Here is a 16734-nt window from a genome sequence, read left to right as displayed (position 1 = left end):
TTACAGCACTGACACCAATGCTTTCGCTAGTGTTTCCACGTTTTCTTGATTGATGCCCGCAATGTTTACGCGACTAGAATCTACAAAGTAAACGCTATGCTTTTCACGTACTTCGCGCACTTGCTCAGGTGTGATACACAAGAATGAGAACATACCTTTTTGGTCGTTCACGAAGCTAAAGTCTTTTGGTGAGCCATTATCGTGAAGGTTTTGAACAAGCATGGCACGTAGAGACTTCATGCGGTCGCGCATTTCGTTCACTTCAGATACCCACTCGTTATTAAGTGCTTCGTCAGAAAGAATGATGTCTACTAGTGCACCACCGTAGCTTGGCGGCATCGAGTAGATGCCACGTGCGATTGACTGAATTTGACCCTGCGCAATTTTACGGGTTGCTGAATCTTCAGTGATGATAGCTGCAAGACCAACGCGCTCGCGATAAAGGCCGAAGTTTTTAGAGCAAGACGCCGCTACAATTACTTCTGGAAGATTTTCGACCAACAAACGCATGCCATAAGCATCTTCGTCTAAACCTTCACCGAAACCAAGGTAAGCCACATCGATGAAAGGTAAGAATTCACGCTCTTTCGCTACTTCTAGTACTTCATCCCATTGTGCATTAGTAAGATCTGCACCTGTTGGGTTGTGACAACAGCCGTGAAGAAGAACGATATCGCCTTTTTCAGTTTTGCGAAGGGTTTCCATCATAGCGTCGAAACGAATGCTCGCTGATGCTTTATCGAAGTACGGGTAGGTTTCAATTTTAAGGCCCGCAGAGCCGATAAGTGGAATATGGTTAGCCCATGTTGGGTCACTTACCCATACTTTGCCATTTTCATTACAACGCACTAGCAACTCTGAAAGAATACGCAGCGCGCCACAACCACCTGGAGCTTGAACCGCAGCAACGCGGTCAGCAAGAAGTACAGGGCTATTCTTACCTAAAAGCAAAGACAACATACCGTCGATAAAACCTTGGTTGCCCTGAGGCGTAATGTAGGTTTTGCTGGTTTCTTTGTCTAAAAGCACTTTTTGCGCTTTTGCGACACTTGAAAGAATAGGGGTATTACCTTGCTCATCTTTATAAACGCCAACACCTAAATCGATTTTATTTGGGTTGGTGTCTTCACGAAAAGCAGCTGACAGGCCAAGAATTGGATCTGGGGCGAGATGGGGTAATACTTCAAACACGATATGTCCTCACGTTACGTTGGTGTGCAATAATTAGCAGGCAGGCATTATGCCACCGATGGTAGAAAAAACGACCCCTAAAGGTTGAAAATATTTCAATTAATCTGCTTTATAAAGCGTAAACGAAAGTTTCATTTCAAAAATACCTTAAATTGAAAAAGAAAAGGCACGAGTTTCCAATGCTTTTCCTTTGTCTGAGAACCGACGTTCCTTCCAAGTGAGCGTATTGTTTTTATCAATCAACAACAAGGTAGACGTACGCGTGCCGTATTTTTCGGTTTGAATGAAAATGGAAGATAATGCCTTCTCCCATTCATAACCTATACCCGTGTCGGGTAGCTGGGCATCCTCTGCCTTATTTTCGTGACGTAAAATATCAAATAAATCGTCATCATTGATTGTGCTTTGATGCTGCACATAGTCATTTAAGGCAGTAACGCCTTGAGTGACTTTTGGCCAAGGAGTAGCAATATCAGCATTTGACAACCCATATACACCGGTATCAATTGAATGGGTCGAATTGTTTACGTTGTTGTAAACGCGAAGTGCATTTACATCACCAAATATTAAGTTATATCCGTTGTACTGGTGACGAGTTTCTTCAAGCGTAGCTAAATATGCTGACTGCTCGTCATAATCTTTTTGGGCCGGGTTTTGTTTAAGCCAATTAGCAGCTAATGCCCCGCGGGATACTGCATTTTTATTGATGTTGTGTGGGTCTCTCACATTGGTAAGCGCTGCAATTTTCCCGTTACGCGTAACACCCATCCAAGTGCCGTCAGCTTCTAAATCCTGCCCCGCAAGCAAGTGCGGGTGGCTTTCCCAAAATGTTGAAGGTGCAGTCGGTCTTGCGTAAAACTCGTCTCGATTCGCCGCAATGATAAGAGGGTAGTCATCTCGCATCTTGTTTGCGATAAATAAAATACACATAGCGTACTAGTGTCCTTTTCTTAACTTGTCCACCACACATAGCTGAATTGCTTCTGTTAACAATTGCGTTACATTTCTATTTTGATTACTCTTCGTTAATGTACGCGCAGTATGATGTGTTACGTGCAGTATAGTGTGTTACGTAATAAAGGAATATGCGGGTACAAAACAGAAAAAGAAAGCACGAAGGTAAATGAAGTATTGAAAGCAAACTGCCAATAATGCCATGTGATATAGCTCACCAGTATATAAATTGCCAAACCAAATCTTAAATAAAACCCATAATAGAACAAAAAGCAGAGCATAATAATAATGACAAAACCCTCGCATTCTAATAACCACTCTAAATTAGCCAGTAAAGTCGTCGTAGGGAGCAGTATCCCTCGTAAGTGGCCAAACTGGCTGTCTTCGTTTGCCGCGTGGGTGCTCACAAAAAGAGGCTGGCAAGTAGAAGGCGAACTGATTAATCAGAAAAAAGCCATATTAGCGGTAGCACCGCATACATCAAACTGGGACTTTTTTATTGGCTTATTCGTGGTTTTTTCATTCAAGCTGAATATTAACTTTTTTGGTAAACACACCATCTTTAAGCCACCATTAGGTGCCATTGTAAGGAGGCTAGGGGGCATTCCCATTGAAAGAAGTAAAGCTCACGGCGTGGTCACCTCTATTGCAAATAAAATTAAAGAGGCTGATCAGCTTATTCTTGCCTTAGCGCCAGAAGGTACTCGTAGCCCCATTTATCCATGGAAAATGGGGTTTATGCATATTGCACAACAAGCTGAAATTCCTGTTCAAGTCATAGGTTTGGACTACGCTAGAAAAAGAATTGTATTGGGGCCAATTATTCAGAAAGTGACTAATATAGATGAACAAATGCAAACTATTTATACGTTTTATGATAATGTTTGCGCAAAATATCCTAAAAACTGCATTATAAAGCCATAACCATTTTTGTAAGTGGTATGTACGCATCTGTCATAAATAGACTAATACGGTGCGTATTTGGCTAGGTCGCAAACATCTATTTTCGGAGCTTCACCCGTGACAAAATTGGGATTCACAACCCGTCAGGTACATTCTGATCGCATGCTAAACACCCCGGAACATGGTGGTGTTCACAGCAGCACATCTAATTCGGTTCTTTTTGAGTTTAAGGATGCGCAAGGCATCATAGATGCGTTTCAAGGCAAGCGCGCAGCTCACGTATACTCTCGTTCTTCTTCGCCTTCGGTGGCTGCATTACAAAATATTCTAAATGACTTAGAAGGCGGTGTAGGTACGTTATGCTACTCAACCGGTATGGCGGCCATTAGCAGCTCATTATTTGCCTTGTTAAAGGCGGGCGATCATTTAATCGTAAGCCAATACCTTTTCGGCAACACAAGAAGCTTTTTCGAAACAATTAAAGACTTCGGTGTGCAGGTTACTTACACTGATGTAACCGACATTCAACAAGTTAAAGAAGCGTATCAGCCAAACACAAAAGGTGTCTACACGGAAACCGTGGCAAACCCTGTAACTCAGGTTGCTGATCTTCATGCCATTGGTCAATTCTGTGAAGAAAAGCACATGCTGTTTATGGTTGATAACACTATGACGCCGCCACCTGTTTTCTACGCAAAAGATGTTAAGGCATCATTGGTGTTTTGCTCATTAACCAAATATATAGCAGGTCACGGCAATGTATTAGGCGGCGCAGTAGTCGACACTGGCAACTTTGACTGGACAAAGTTTGACAACCTCAAGCCTGCTTATCAGGTTGCGGATACAGCACAGTGGGGCATTACTCAAATCAAAAAGAAAGGCCTTCGTGATTTAGGCGCTACATTGGCACCTCAATCAGCCACGGCTATCGCTTTAGGCATGGAAACCTTAGATTTGCGTTTATCTCGAAGCCAACACAATGCTATGCAGCTAGCAACCTTTCTAGATAATCACCCGAAAGTCTCTAAAGTGTTTTATCCAGGTCTTGCCGATCACCCTCAGCATTTTATGGCACGGGAATACCTTAACGGTGGCTACGGTGCAATTTTGAGTTTTGATCTAATTGATGGTGCTGACCCTGTTGCGTTTTTAAACGAGATGGAGCTGGTAATCTGCGCCACACACTTAGGCGATAATCGTACCCTCGCACTACCTGTAGCACCTACTATTTATTTCGAGAACACGGCAGAGGAACGTGAACTTATGGGGATTTCCGATACCATGCTACGTATTTCGGTAGGTATTGAAGACACTCAGGATCTGATCGCGGATTTTGAAGCAGCGCTAAACACGATCTAGGCAATGTTTTGCTGAGTTCGAGTAAAGAAAAAGGGGCTTTCGCCCCTTTTTTATTTTGTACTAATTGCCTTCAATATACTTAAAGCAATACGTGTGACCGGACCCTGTTAGTCAAAACCTAGCGTAATTTGTCCACGAATTTCACCGCTTGGGAATGCATCTGAGTGGAAGTTAGTGTAAAGACCTCCGTCTGCCATCACGCCCATTTGCTCATTGGTTAACGTAGTATTAGCTGGTACAGACCACATACCGCTGGTACCGGCAGTAAGTCCGATTAGAACATCTCCATTTACGCCCATTTCACCCTCATGAATGTGAGCCATGTTGGCTGTCATACCAGTTATAGTTACGCTTCCTGACAGTGCACCTGTTGATGTATTCAAAGTAAATGCACCAGCGCCGCTTGCTGTAGTAGTTACTGCAGGCACTTCTTGTAGGCCGTTGGCAATGATGCCGTACACTTCAATGTTGTCAGGCGTGATCTGACCTCGAATTTCGCCACCAGTATTGGCTGCTGTATGCACATTCACATAATGACCACCAGCCAGTAGTTGAGTAGCTGTAGCTTCATCTAGCGCTATGCTTCCGTCTGTCATCCAAACGCCAGCAGTGCTTTCACTTTCCACAAGTCCTACAAGTACGTCACCATTTTCACCAGCAAACCCGGTATGAATGTGCGCCATAGTCGCATTTTCAATAGTGGTTACCGCCACAAGAGAAACGTTGTTGTCCGTGGTATCGAAAAGAGCATAGCCAGACCCCATTGCCATGGTGTCAACCGCTGGCACCTCTTGGCTGCCGCTTAGTGAGAAGGTTACTACCGCAGTTGTGTCGGGTACAATTTGACCGCGCACTTCACCATTAGGGTTAGCGGTAGTGTGAACATTTAAATACCACTCACCGCTGGTAAGTGCGTCTAAGTTGCTAGGTGAAATATTAGTTTCAGCTAAAACATACGTACCATTGCCAGCATCAGTTAGTGGGAAGGCAACTGGCCCATTCATGCCGATGCCGCCATCGTGTACGTGTACACCCGTAACGTCAGTTAGGCCTGAAACGTCAACGCTTACACTAAATGCAGGCAAGTCTTCGTCAATCTCAACGACTGCTGTTGCAGTTGACATGGTATCAACAGCAGGCACTTCTTGTGAGCCACTTAAATTAACGTTGTAAGTCATGTCAGCGTTAAAAGCAGGTGGAGGTGGTGCTAGGCCATCAAGTAATGCTAATTGAGGTAAATCACCTTCCATTGCGCCGTCTAGTGCAATTGCTGTGTAAATTTCGCCATTTTCTAATGATAAGACGTCTGTTTCAATTGCCGCTGTCTTGGTACCAGTAGGCGTAACCGTCACTACGTAGTCACCTTCCGCCAAGCTTACGTAACCTGTTTCAACAAGCTCACCAGTCTCATAGGCAATATCGGTAAATGCCGGGTCAACCGCATCAATTTCACCATCTGCAGTTACGTAAATGTCTACGTTACCTGCTGAAGGTGAAGCATGTACAATGCGCACTTTAGCTTCTGTCGCGACTGAGCGAGGCATATCCACTAATACATCTAGCTCAGGTGCTGCTAGTACATTGTTCGCGATAGCGGTATAAGACATACCTACATCTAGTGTCAATTCTGCATCGTCAACAGCCACAACACTGTTGTCACTATCGGCTACAACATCAATTAAGTAATCACCCGCAGCAACAGACAGGTAATCGGTGGTGCGTGGGAACTGAATGCCGTCTACTAGCACAATCTCGTTATTGGCAATAACGTCCACCGCTGGCGCGTCGCTAATACCATGTACTACGCGAATTTCGGCACCTGCCTCTGAATCCCAAATTTTGAAACTGCTGTCACCGTCTGCTGCCAATAATGTTACTGGTGAGTCACCTGTACCTACGTTATTAGTTGCTGCAATAAGCAAATCAGCACCGTCAGCTAAGTTAACCGTACCCGAGTCGTATACAACCGTTGTATCACCTGCCGGTGTAATGCGGATTTGATAATCGCCCGCAGGTACTTGAATCAAATCTGTTGCGTCGGTAAATTCGGCAGTAACAAGCGGCTGCTCGGCAGTGATATCTGTGTCTGGTGCTGTAACGTAAATATCAACCGTTGGGGCCATAGACGCTGCATGTACAATCTGTACTTGAGCGTTACCAGCATCAACTGCGGTTTCCATACTGGTCACAGTTAAAAGCGATAATGTTTCATCGCCAACATTACCGACGGCAAAAATATCGTAGTTCACGTCAGCTTCTAACGTTACGTCAGCTTGCAGCACTTCAGCGTTTTCACCTGGAAGAATACCTGTAACACCAATATCGTATGTACCTGTTTCCACCTCAAAACGCGATGAAGCGACTTGGTAATCAACGCTTTCAAGATCGTTGAGTATGGCGTCATTAGCAGTAATGTTTACCATTGGTGCGTCTGATGCTGCGTGAACAACTCGAACGTTTGCGTATTCTGGGGCGGGTGTGGGCTCTTGTACGACATCGTCGTCATCGTCAGAGCAGCCGATCAAAAATAGTGGTAAGATTGAACATGCAAGGAGCGCTTTGGTCCTTCTCATTTTTTGTATCCTCTTAATTGTGTTGTGGCAAACTCGATTACGCGAAGCAAATAAGGGAAGATCAACCTCCTTGCAACATTAAAGTAATGTAATGTTTTCAATCAATTTACAAAAGTTTCATTTTGCCTAATTTCGTTCTGAAAATTAGAACGATTACCTCATATTTTTGAGATTTTCATCCAAACTTATTCCGCTAACATAGTTGTGTATTAACGAGATAACAAACATTGGAGTGCGGCATGAAAACAGTTTTAGCTATATTTTCCAGCCTTAGTGGCGAACAAGGTAATTCTTCAAAAATAGCAAACGAATATCTTTCAAAAATTGAAAGTGATGGCTCAGTACATATTAAGCGTGTTGATGTAGCCTCGCTGGCGCTTCCTCACCTAACAGGCGAAGAGATGCAGGCGTGGATGACTGAAGCATCTGAGCGAAATGAATCACAGCAGGCATTGGCAAAAGTCTCTGACGATATTGTTGAAGCAGTGAAAGCGGCTGATGAAATTGTATTGGCAGTTCCAATGTACAATTTTGGTATTCCATCGAGCTTGAAAGCCTATTTCGACCGTATTGCACGAGCGGGCATAACATTTAAGTATACCGAGACAGGTCCTGTCGGTTTGCTAGAAAATAAATCAGCCACGGTTTTTGCTGCTCGCGGTGGTGTATATGCTGGGTCTGACTTCGATACACAGACGCCATACTTAAAACACTTTTTAAATTTCATAGGTATTAGCGATATAAAATTCGTTTATGCTGAAGGACTTAACATGGGCGAAGAGCAAGCAAACAAGGCTTTTGCTGAAGCAAGTGAAAAAATTATTGAACTAACCAACAACTAAACACACTAAATTAATGCAGTTAGCTAAAACGTAGGAAGTATGTTTTCAGCTAAAAGTGTGTTCCAAGTTGAGTGTGCTTGATTGCCCCGCCTGTTAGGCGGGGCTTTTTTATGCGCAGAGCTTTTACGGCTATGCTTTCAAATGAACAAGAATAAATAATTAAATACCTATTCACCTTTAATGAGTGCTTCTACATCGGCAATGAAGGCAGGATCAGTAGGTTTAGTTGAGCTTGGGTAATGAGTGATTTGTTTACCCGTGCTATCAATTAAGTATTTATTGAAATTCCAAGAGGGTGCTTTCCCGGTAGCGGTTTTAAGCATTCTATACATAGGATCTGCGTCGTCACCTTTTACCGATACTGGTTCGAACATCGGAAACTTCACGCCATAGGTTAATTCACATAGCTCTGCCGTTTTGCCCTCATCGCTGTCTTCTTGGTTGAAGTCGTGAGAAGGGAAACCAAGTACGACAAAGTCCTTATCTTTATAGTCGCTGTATAGCGCTTCTAATCCTTCAAATTGTGGCGTGAAACCGCAATAGCTGGCTGTGTTAACGACAAGTAGTGTCTTTCCCCCATATTCACTGCACAAATTTACCGTTTCTTGCGAGTTAAGCTTACGTTTCATAAATTTAAGTACGCTAGGGCATTCGTTCGCAAAGCTGGCAGATGTGAAAAAGCTGAGCGCAAGAAGCGCCGGTACAATACCTTTTGCTTTCATCGTGTTTTACCTCATCAGTTAATTTTTGTTATTTTGTTGAAGATCATCAGACCTTATTCCAAGACCATAAACGGCAATGGTTTACGTTTGGTTCACTATCACACTCGATGAACGTTAGCGCTTTAGCTATGGCTCTGCGTATAATGTTAACGATTTTTACATAACAACGACTTAAAATAATGAAAAAATACTCTTCTTTACTCATCGCGGCTAGTATTACCTTTGCGTTGGGCGGATGTGCAAGCACCACTTACGAACCCTCTAGTCAAACAACCTCTACATCGCTTCCGGCTGCCATAGTTCAGCAAACCGTTACACCAGATGTAGCGTCTCAGAAGAACGCGCAAAAAGGTGAAATTACTTTAAAGCAAATAATGTCAGATCCTCAATGGATGGGCGCGCTACCTGAAGGTATGGGGTGGTCGGTGAATGGCGATAAAATTGTTTTTGAAAAGGAAAGACAAGATAGTGCACTGACAGATGTTTATATTGCAGAACTTTCTAATCCAGCAAACGCCGTAAAAGCACCATTGTCCGATTTGCACAAATACCGTTTTGACGAACGTGTAGTAAGAAATGACGGTGTAATTGCTTATTCATTTGAAGACAGTGTTTATGTGCAATTTACTAACGGTGAAACCGTGCGGATCGCGCGTGGCGGGAATGCGCTGTCAACGCTTTCATTTATGACTGATGGTCGCTTAATGGCGTTAAGCGGTAACAAGTTCATTGCTATAGACCTATCTAACGGCACCCGCGAAGAATTATTGAGCTGGGAGTTTAGCGACGAACCGAAAGCGGTTGAGCAGCCTAAAGATTATATTGCCGAGCAGCAACAGTCGCTAGTGGAATATATCAAACTGCAGCGCAAAAACAGACAAGAAAAAGACGACGCTCAAAAAGCGTTGGCCAAAGAAAACAGCAGTGTAGCACCTACGCCATTTTACTTTGATAAGTCACATCGACTAGCGGGAATCAGCGTATCACCTGCGGGTAACTTCGCAGTAGTCTCCACCACGGAAAGTAAGCCGACTCGTGATGACAGCGACATCATGCCGCATTATATCCAAGAAGACAGCCGTATCGCCGCGAAACCAGTACGCCAACGTGTGGCTGATGCAGAATCGGTAAATCACACACTTTGGCTGCTAAATATTAAAACTGGCGAGAAAAGCGAACTTAAATACTTCAATCTGCCTGGTTACAATGACGATGTACTTGCAGACGTTAAAGCAGAAAACGCGAAGGCAAAAGGCGAGACCTATGAAGTGAACCGTTTGCCGCGCGACATTACCTTGCTGCAAAGCTGGTACTGGACTAAACCTTCGATTCGCTGGCACAAAAACGGTAACGCTGTTGCCGTTATGCTAGAAGCGTGGGACAACAAAGACCGCTGGATTGCAACGGTCGACTTAGCGAATAAAACGCTAGAAAACCAACATAGGCTTCATGACGATGCGTGGGTAAACTACCGTTTCAACGCGTTTGATTGGTTAAATGATAGCGAAACGCTTTACTATCAGTCTGAGCATACAGGTTACTCTCACTTATATGTTCAAAAGCCAGGCGAAAAACCTGTCGCGCTTACTAGCGGCCGGTTTATCGTTGACGATTTAACCCTTTCTAGTGATGACAATTATATCTATTTTAAAGCTAACATGGAGCACCCGGGTCTTTACGAAGTTTATCGTGCAGATTTAAGTGACAATACCATCGATACCATGACTGATTTGAATGGTATGACCGACTATTCACTTAGCCCTGATGGTAAAAACTTGCTACTAAGCCATAGCAAAGTGAATCAGCCACAAGAGCTTTATTTTAAGCCTGCCGATGAAACAGCTGCAGCAAAACAAATAACGCAAAGTACCAGTGCTGAATTTAATGCACTTCCATGGGCGGTGCCTAACATCGTTGCTATTGAATCGTCGCATACCGATGCACCTATTTACGCACGAGTATATTTACCGGAAAATTACGACAAGACGGCACCAAATAAAGCGGTAGTGTTTAATCACGGTGCGGGCTATTTGCAAAACGTCCACATGGGGTGGTCTGGTTACTTCCGAGAATACATGTTCCACAGCATGCTTGTGCAGCAAGGCTATGTCGTACTAGATATGGACTATCGCGCTAGTGCTGGCTACGGACGTGATTGGCGAACCGCTATTTACCGTCAAATGGGTACGCCTGAAGTGCAAGATTTGCGTGATGGTGTTAACTGGCTTGTTGAAAATGCAAATGTAGATCGTGAGCGTATTGGCACATACGGCGGTTCATACGGCGGCTTCTTGACCTTCATGTCTATGTTTACTGCCCCAGATCTATTTGCGGCAGGTGCAGCGCTTCGTCCGGTAACCGATTGGGCGCATTACAACACGCCATATACGGCAAACATACTGAATACGCCTGATATCGATCCCATCGCTTTTGAGCGTAGCTCGCCAATTTATTTTGCCGATGGACTAGAAAAGCCTTTGCTTATCAATGCGCCTATGGTTGATGACAATGTGTTTTTCCACGATACCGTGCGATTAGTACAGCGTCTTATCGAGCTTGAGAAAGAAGATTTTGAAACGGCTATTTATCCGGTAGAGCCACATGGTTTCGTACAGCCAAGCTCTTGGCTTGATGAATACCGCCGTATCTACAAGATATTCGAAGAAAACTTATAGGCAGAAATGCGAGTGCAACCCAGTGATTAAGAGCCACTGAGTTGCTCACAGCGCGTTAGCTATTTAAGACGGATAAAAGCTTACTAAAAAGGCCCAAATTCAACGAATTCGGGCCTTTTTTAATATCGTAATTCTCTTACTAAAGCGTATTTTATCTATTTCACGACTCAAGGTGCGCAATAAGAGTGATGCTATATTGCTCGAGTTTCTATTTTCTTTTCGCGGTAATAAACATAAGTAGAAAGATTGCGATACCGGTAAGTGCGCCGAACAAATGCGCATCTACGGCAACTTTTGCGTCAATTAGGTTTGCGACTTGTTCGCTGCTACCGTCCATTTGTTCGTATCCTACTTTCAAAGCTAAGCCAATAAGTAATAACCAACCCGACTTCATTTTCTCTTTTATATCAACACAGGCGCCCCATGCGAAAATACCGTGTAACGCACCAGACAAACCTGCGTACCAAATAAGATCGGGTGAAAATAAGTAAAGTCCAACACTAGTCCCCAGGCAGCACCACACGAAAACTTTTAAGTACAAGGCAATACGATAATGTTCGCCGTGTAGCGCCCACAACAGCGTCAGACCTGCTAAATTTAAAAGTAGGTGGTAGCCATTCGTATGCACGATATTACCGCTGACTATGCGCCAAGTTTCTAAACCTTGAATGGCATACCTGTCGTAAGCCAAATAATTGCCAGACATAGGCTCAAAGAAAAACGCGACAACGGAGCATAGCGCGATAAAAAGGGGACCCGCGCTATACTTAAGCGAAAACGGCAGTGACATCATCAGTGTTAGTTATTTTTGAATTTCGAATTTGCTGGCTATGATACAGAAATTGCCTACTGGGTGAAAACTGAAGTACACCCGAAATAAAAAAGACGACAGTAAAGGAGTGATTATGTCTTACATCATTACCGAAAATAATCAGCAGTGCTTAACCATTACGCTCAACCGGACTGACAAGAAAAATGCGTTAACACGCGATATGTACCAAGAAATGGCGAATGCCATATTAGGTGTTAAGAACGATGGCTCAACGAAAGTGGTGGTGATAAAAGGTGCTGGTGATTGTTTTACCGCAGGTAACGATATTGGCGACTTTGCGCAGCAACAAGATCACGCCCAAGTGCCTGAGACAGCAGCATTTATGCGTGCACTAGCCGCGTGTAACATACCGGTTATTGCGCAAGTTCATGGCTTGGCGGTGGGGATAGGCACAACGCTTTTACTCCACTGCGATTTTGTATACGCAACACCAGATACCCGATTTGTTCTACCGTTCATCAACTTAGGGCTTGTTCCCGAGTATGCATCAAGTTATCTTTTGCCTAAGGTTGCAGGTCATATCAAAGCGGCAGAGTGGTTAATGCTAGGCGAACCTTTTACCTCCACCGACGCTTATCAATTTGGTATTCTGACAAAAATTGTTGACGCACACGAAATGGATCAAACCGTTCAAACTACGGTAGACAAACTTGTCGCCAAGCCTTCGTTCTCGCTTAGACAGACTAAAGCTCTATTAAAAGGTGACGGGGAGCGAACAAATCAACAAATGAACGAAGAGTTTGATATATTTTTGGAAGCGTTGGGCACAACCGCAGCCCAAGAAGCGTTTGATGCGTTTCTAAAAAAACGGCCAATTAACCCCGAAAAATTTAAATAAGAGGAAGTATTATTTTGAGACGCAGTGCTTTGTTCAGAGCTTCAGTAGTTACTCTTGCATTATCTAGTTGCTTCATTTTTGGAGCTAACGCTAAACAAGCTCGCGAAGTTGGTGAGCCTGAAGCGGCTACAGGCTACATAGAGAAAAAGGCTTTTGAAGCCAAAGACTATATGGTAGTGGCAGCAAACCCCTATGCGTCATGGGCGGGGAAGAATATTCTAGAAAAAGGCGGCAGTGCGATAGATGCTGCAGTGGCTGTTCAATCAATGCTTTCTCTCGTTGAACCGCAATCATCAGGCATCGGTGGTGGTGCCTTTATCCTTTATTGGGATAATAAGAACAAAGTACTTCACACCTTCGACGGACGTGAAACCGCTCCCAAAGCCGTCAATTCTCATTGGTTCATTGAAGTTAACAAGCCAATGCGCTGGTTAGATGCCGTAGTTGGCGGTAAGTCAGTAGGCGTGCCTGGTGCGGTAAAAGCATTAGAAATGGCTCAAAGTGAGTTTGGTAAGCTACCTTGGAATACGCTATTCGACGATACTATTAAAACAGCTGAAGATGGTTTTAAAGTGTCGCCGCGTTTAGCTAAGCTGGTGGCCTTAGATTACCACCCAGGCCTTAAAACTTTTCCTGCAAGCTCTACTTACTTCTTCCCGGCAGGACTGCCGTTAAAAGAGGGGACGGTTAAGAAAAACAAAAAGCTCGCCAAGACTTTAAAAGGTATTGCGGAAAAGGGCAGCGACTATTTATTGAAGGGTGATGTCGCTGAAAAAATAGTAAAAGCGGTAAATAGCGCTGAAATCAACCCAGGTCAGATGACGTTAGAAGATTTAGCAAGCTACGAGCCTGTAAAACGCGAACCTGTTTGTGGGCTATATCACGAAAAGCGTATCTGCGGTATGGCGCCACCTAGCTCTGGTGGTGTGAACGTTTATCAAATTCTTAAAATGTTAGAAGGTTTTGACCTTAGCCAGTATGCGCCGGATTCAGTTGAGTTTGCGAATTTGTACACACAGGCAAGCGCGCTTTCGTATGCTGATCGTGAGAAGTTTATAGCAGATAGTGATTTTACTAACTTGCCGTTTGCAGCCATGATCAACACGGCTTATCTTGAACGTCGGGCTGAGAATATTGCTGTTGATAAAGAGTGGCGCCGTAAGCGCGCTGGTAACCCGTATGCCGATGCGAATGTTGCACTTGGTACTTCAATGGAACTGCCCAATACCTCTCACGTCTCTATCGTAGACAAAGAAGGCAATGCAGTATCAATGACCACTAGCATAGAGTTTATGTTTGGTTCTGGAATTATGGTAGAAGGCTTCTTGCTTAACAACCAGCTTACCGACTTTTCATTTTCGCCGACTAAAAACCGCTTTCCTGTACCCAACCGCGTAGAGCCTGGTAAACGCCCTAGAAGCGCGATGAGCCCTACAATGGTCTTCGACAAAGAAGGGAACCTAGAAGTTGTTGTCGGCTCGCCGGGCGGCTCTAGAATTGTAAGCTACGTCGCTCAAACCCTAATTGGAGTTTTAGACTTTGGCTTGGATATTCAGCAGGCCATCAATCTTCCTAAAATTACTAATCGAAACGACTATACGGCGTTAGAGAAAGGCACACCAATAGCTGAACTTGAAGAGCCATTAAAAGCGCTTGGCCACAAGGTTAAAGTAGTGGATCTAAACAGTGGTCTTCACGGAATTCAGTTTAAGTCAGGCAAACTAATTGGCGGTGCAGACCCTCGTAGGGAAGGCATTGCAGTAGGGCGCTAACGCTGAGTTTGCGTAGATAGAACAAGATACAGCAGTATGTTGTTGAGTGAGTGAAAGCGGAAGATTAAATATCTTCCGCTTTTTTGTTTGCGCCAGGAAATGTAAATGGAATGGTCGGCTCTTTCTAGTTTTTACTTTCAACTATTCTATTTTTCAAGAAGGAGCAATACTGAACGAATATTTGCGGAGAACGACGCCGCAGGTGTTACTTGAATAACACGCCAGCCCTGATTGTTGTACTTTTTAATTTCTTCGTTAAGGGTGTCTAAATTGAGTTGGCTAGACCAAAAGTTACGAGTTTTAAATTCAACGACTTTTTGCATTTATATAGTTCCTTCTACAGCTTTATTCTTTAAATTATTAAATAGTAATATAACCTTCAAGGTAAGACACTGCTTGGCCAGAAATAAGCACGCGATCACCTGCTACTTCACACTTCACTGTACCACCTCGTTTAGATGCTTGATAAGCCATAAGTTTTGAACGTCCAAACACTTTTGCCCAATAGGGCGCCAGCCCAGTGTGGATTGAACCGGTAACCGGATCTTCATCACCGCCGTTCGCAGGCCAGAAATAACGGGATACAAAGTCAAATTGCGTACCCGGTGCTGTCACTACCACATCATAGGGCGCAAGTGTTTTAAGCTGCTCGCTGTCTTGAATTACACTTAAAACGTCGTCTTCGTCGGAATAAACAGCAAAATAAGCTTGGTCATTTTTTAAAACATTTTTGGGCTTGATGGAAAGCCCTTGTAATAACGCTTCAGGTACGTCGCTGACTGGGCTAGGCATTCTATTAGGGAAGTCCATTTGAATGAATCCGTCGTCTTTCTTAACGACTTTCATCATACCCACCGATTTGGCGAATAGAAAAATGTGCGGTAGTTGGTAATTTTCGCTAAAGATTACGAACGCGGATGCCAGCGTTGCGTGACCACAAAAGTCGATTTCCGTTATGGGAGAGAACCAGCGTATAGCAAATACACCGTTGTCGTCTTCTACCAAAAATGCGGTTTCTGAAAGGTTATTTTCAGCAGCGATTTCTTGCATTTTTTCTTCGCTAAGCCATTTACCCGTTATAACTACAGCAGCAGGATTGCCCTTAAACCTTACATTGGTAAATGCATCGACAACGTTAATTTTAATTTTCATTCGAATGCGCTTTTTTTATGATCGTATTTAAGTTTGGTTTGATTGGCATTGCCTTAAATGGGCTAACGTTAGCCCCGCCTGTATTTCCATGAGGTACTAGCCCAAAAATAGTTTTCGTGGCTGCGCCAGTTATTCTGAAAAGCTGACCAAAAAACTCGTGTAAACTACCTTGTTTCACTGCCCATAAAAGCATTTGAACGTGTACTTTAACGTGTAGCCTTGTAGAGGTTTGACCAAGAACGTGTGCATTTTCTAAGTGTGAAAAAGCACACTGTTGGCTGTTTTGGTTTTGCTTTTTATGAGCTAGCGCTATTTCAGCTTCTACATATGGGCGAATATTGCGCGTAAAGCCTTTTGCTTTGAACATGGTGTAAGCACCTTTTATTGAGGTTGATTTAAACCAAGCTCTTTTTGCATTTTCTTGGTTAACCCTAACGATACAAGTTTATATGATGCGCTTAAATAATATTCTAACGCTTCATCTTCATCGCTCTCACAATTGTACTGCTGTATCCACTTCATTCCACGACTAGCAAGATAGGGCGCAGGCCTATAGCCAGGCTTTTCTTCCAGAAAATAATAATTTTGCTCAGACGTTTTAAAGGTAAAAGCAGGGTGCCCGTCTTTACCAGTATTCCCTATAGCAAAAACTTTCCCACCTATCTTCCATACATCTGAGTTTCCCCATTGAACAACATGGGTAGTATGGGGTAGCGCTTTGCAAAAAAGATTGAATTCAACGGTTGTCATATCATTCTATTTATTGAAGAAGTTAACTAGCGGTTATTGTGCTTCATAATCCACCTTAACCTCTTGTTAGAAACACCCAATACACTAAACGCGATAAAAGTTCTGCCCAAATGCCAAACCTTGGTGTGAATAAGACAACTGCTTTCCATTTAACTTCTGCACGAGCAACTT

The 16734-nt window shown here is 43.6% G+C and carries 15 protein-coding genes; 6 read left to right on the top strand and 9 right to left on the bottom strand.

From position 1 onward, the window contains the following. Window positions 1–1191 (bottom strand): amino acid aminotransferase, encoded by a 1191-nt coding sequence (locus ACYX4W_RS14250; protein WP_476073607.1) that lies wholly within the window; start codon window positions 1189–1191, stop codon window positions 1–3. A gap of 147 nt (window positions 1192–1338) precedes the next feature. Then, the gene (locus tag ACYX4W_RS14245; protein WP_476073606.1) at window positions 1339–2121 is read right to left on the bottom strand and encodes an NRDE family protein; all 783 of its coding nucleotides are present in this window, start codon (window positions 2119–2121) and stop codon (window positions 1339–1341) included. Window positions 2122–2433: 312 nt separating this feature from the next. On the opposite strand from ACYX4W_RS14245, the gene ACYX4W_RS14240 reads away from it, so the two are divergent. After that, window positions 2434–3069 carry a 1-acyl-sn-glycerol-3-phosphate acyltransferase gene (locus ACYX4W_RS14240; protein WP_474806422.1) on the top strand — a complete coding sequence of 212 codons (636 nt, stop codon included), beginning with the start codon at window positions 2434–2436 and terminating at the stop codon, window positions 3067–3069. A 96-nt stretch (window positions 3070–3165) separates the two neighbouring features. After that, window positions 3166–4407, top strand: coding sequence for a cystathionine gamma-synthase family protein (locus ACYX4W_RS14235; protein WP_476073605.1), 1242 nt, complete (start codon window positions 3166–3168; stop codon window positions 4405–4407). Between the two features lie 107 nt (window positions 4408–4514). Here the strand turns inward: ACYX4W_RS14235 and ACYX4W_RS14230 are convergent, their stop codons facing one another. Further along, entirely contained in the window at window positions 4515–6980 is a 2466-nt protein-coding gene (locus ACYX4W_RS14230; RefSeq protein WP_476073604.1) for a CHRD domain-containing protein, read from the bottom strand. A gap of 239 nt (window positions 6981–7219) precedes the next feature. Between ACYX4W_RS14230 and ACYX4W_RS14225 the strand changes: the two genes are divergently transcribed. Then, complete coding sequence (locus ACYX4W_RS14225) at window positions 7220–7822, top strand: FMN-dependent NADH-azoreductase (protein ID WP_476073603.1); 603 nt, start codon at window positions 7220–7222, stop codon at window positions 7820–7822. Between the two features lie 167 nt (window positions 7823–7989). On the opposite strand, the gene ACYX4W_RS14220 is transcribed toward ACYX4W_RS14225, so the two are convergent. Further along, window positions 7990–8544: a glutathione peroxidase gene (locus ACYX4W_RS14220; RefSeq protein WP_476073602.1), complete on the bottom strand. Its 555-nt coding sequence runs from the start codon at window positions 8542–8544 to the stop codon at window positions 7990–7992. 179 nt (window positions 8545–8723) lie between these two features. Between ACYX4W_RS14220 and ACYX4W_RS14215 the strand changes: the two genes are divergently transcribed. After that, window positions 8724–11219 (top strand): S9 family peptidase, encoded by a 2496-nt coding sequence (locus ACYX4W_RS14215; RefSeq protein ID WP_476073601.1) that lies wholly within the window; start codon window positions 8724–8726, stop codon window positions 11217–11219. A gap of 208 nt (window positions 11220–11427) precedes the next feature. On the opposite strand, the gene rrtA is transcribed toward ACYX4W_RS14215, so the two are convergent. Further along, window positions 11428–12012, bottom strand: a complete 585-nt coding sequence (rrtA, locus tag ACYX4W_RS14210; RefSeq protein WP_476073600.1) for a rhombosortase — start codon at window positions 12010–12012, stop codon at window positions 11428–11430. Between the two features lie 112 nt (window positions 12013–12124). Here rrtA and ACYX4W_RS14205 point away from each other — a divergent pair, with 112 nt between their 5' ends. Both ACYX4W_RS14205 and ggt read left to right on the top strand, forming a co-directional pair. Next, on the top strand, window positions 12125–12889 hold the full coding sequence (locus ACYX4W_RS14205; RefSeq protein WP_476073599.1) for an enoyl-CoA hydratase: 765 nt from the start codon (window positions 12125–12127) through the stop codon (window positions 12887–12889). A gap of 14 nt (window positions 12890–12903) precedes the next feature. Continuing rightward, complete coding sequence (gene ggt, locus ACYX4W_RS14200; protein WP_476073598.1) at window positions 12904–14661, top strand: gamma-glutamyltransferase; 1758 nt, start codon at window positions 12904–12906, stop codon at window positions 14659–14661. A gap of 146 nt (window positions 14662–14807) precedes the next feature. Here ggt and ACYX4W_RS14195 read toward each other — a convergent pair whose 3' ends face one another. Genes ACYX4W_RS14195 through ACYX4W_RS14180 form a run of 4 tightly spaced genes read right to left on the bottom strand, consistent with a single transcriptional unit; the run spans window position 14808 to window position 16563 of the window. Further along, window positions 14808–14984 carry a DUF4177 domain-containing protein gene (locus ACYX4W_RS14195; protein WP_476073597.1) on the bottom strand — a complete coding sequence of 59 codons (177 nt, stop codon included), beginning with the start codon at window positions 14982–14984 and terminating at the stop codon, window positions 14808–14810. 37 nt (window positions 14985–15021) lie between these two features. Next, complete coding sequence (locus ACYX4W_RS14190) at window positions 15022–15813, bottom strand: PhzF family phenazine biosynthesis protein (RefSeq protein WP_476073596.1); 792 nt, start codon at window positions 15811–15813, stop codon at window positions 15022–15024. Beyond that, window positions 15803–16180: a DUF3703 domain-containing protein gene (locus tag ACYX4W_RS14185; protein ID WP_476073595.1), complete on the bottom strand. Its 378-nt coding sequence runs from the start codon at window positions 16178–16180 to the stop codon at window positions 15803–15805. The genes ACYX4W_RS14190 and ACYX4W_RS14185 overlap by 11 nt, the downstream gene beginning before the upstream one ends. 14 nt (window positions 16181–16194) lie before the next feature. Next, window positions 16195–16563, bottom strand: a complete 369-nt coding sequence (locus tag ACYX4W_RS14180; protein WP_474806443.1) for an MmcQ/YjbR family DNA-binding protein — start codon at window positions 16561–16563, stop codon at window positions 16195–16197. Window positions 16564–16734: the final 171 nt, after the last annotated feature.

The organism is Alteromonas sp. ABH4_454 (assembly GCF_056311775.1).
This window is presented reverse-complemented; position numbering and strand designations above follow the sequence as displayed.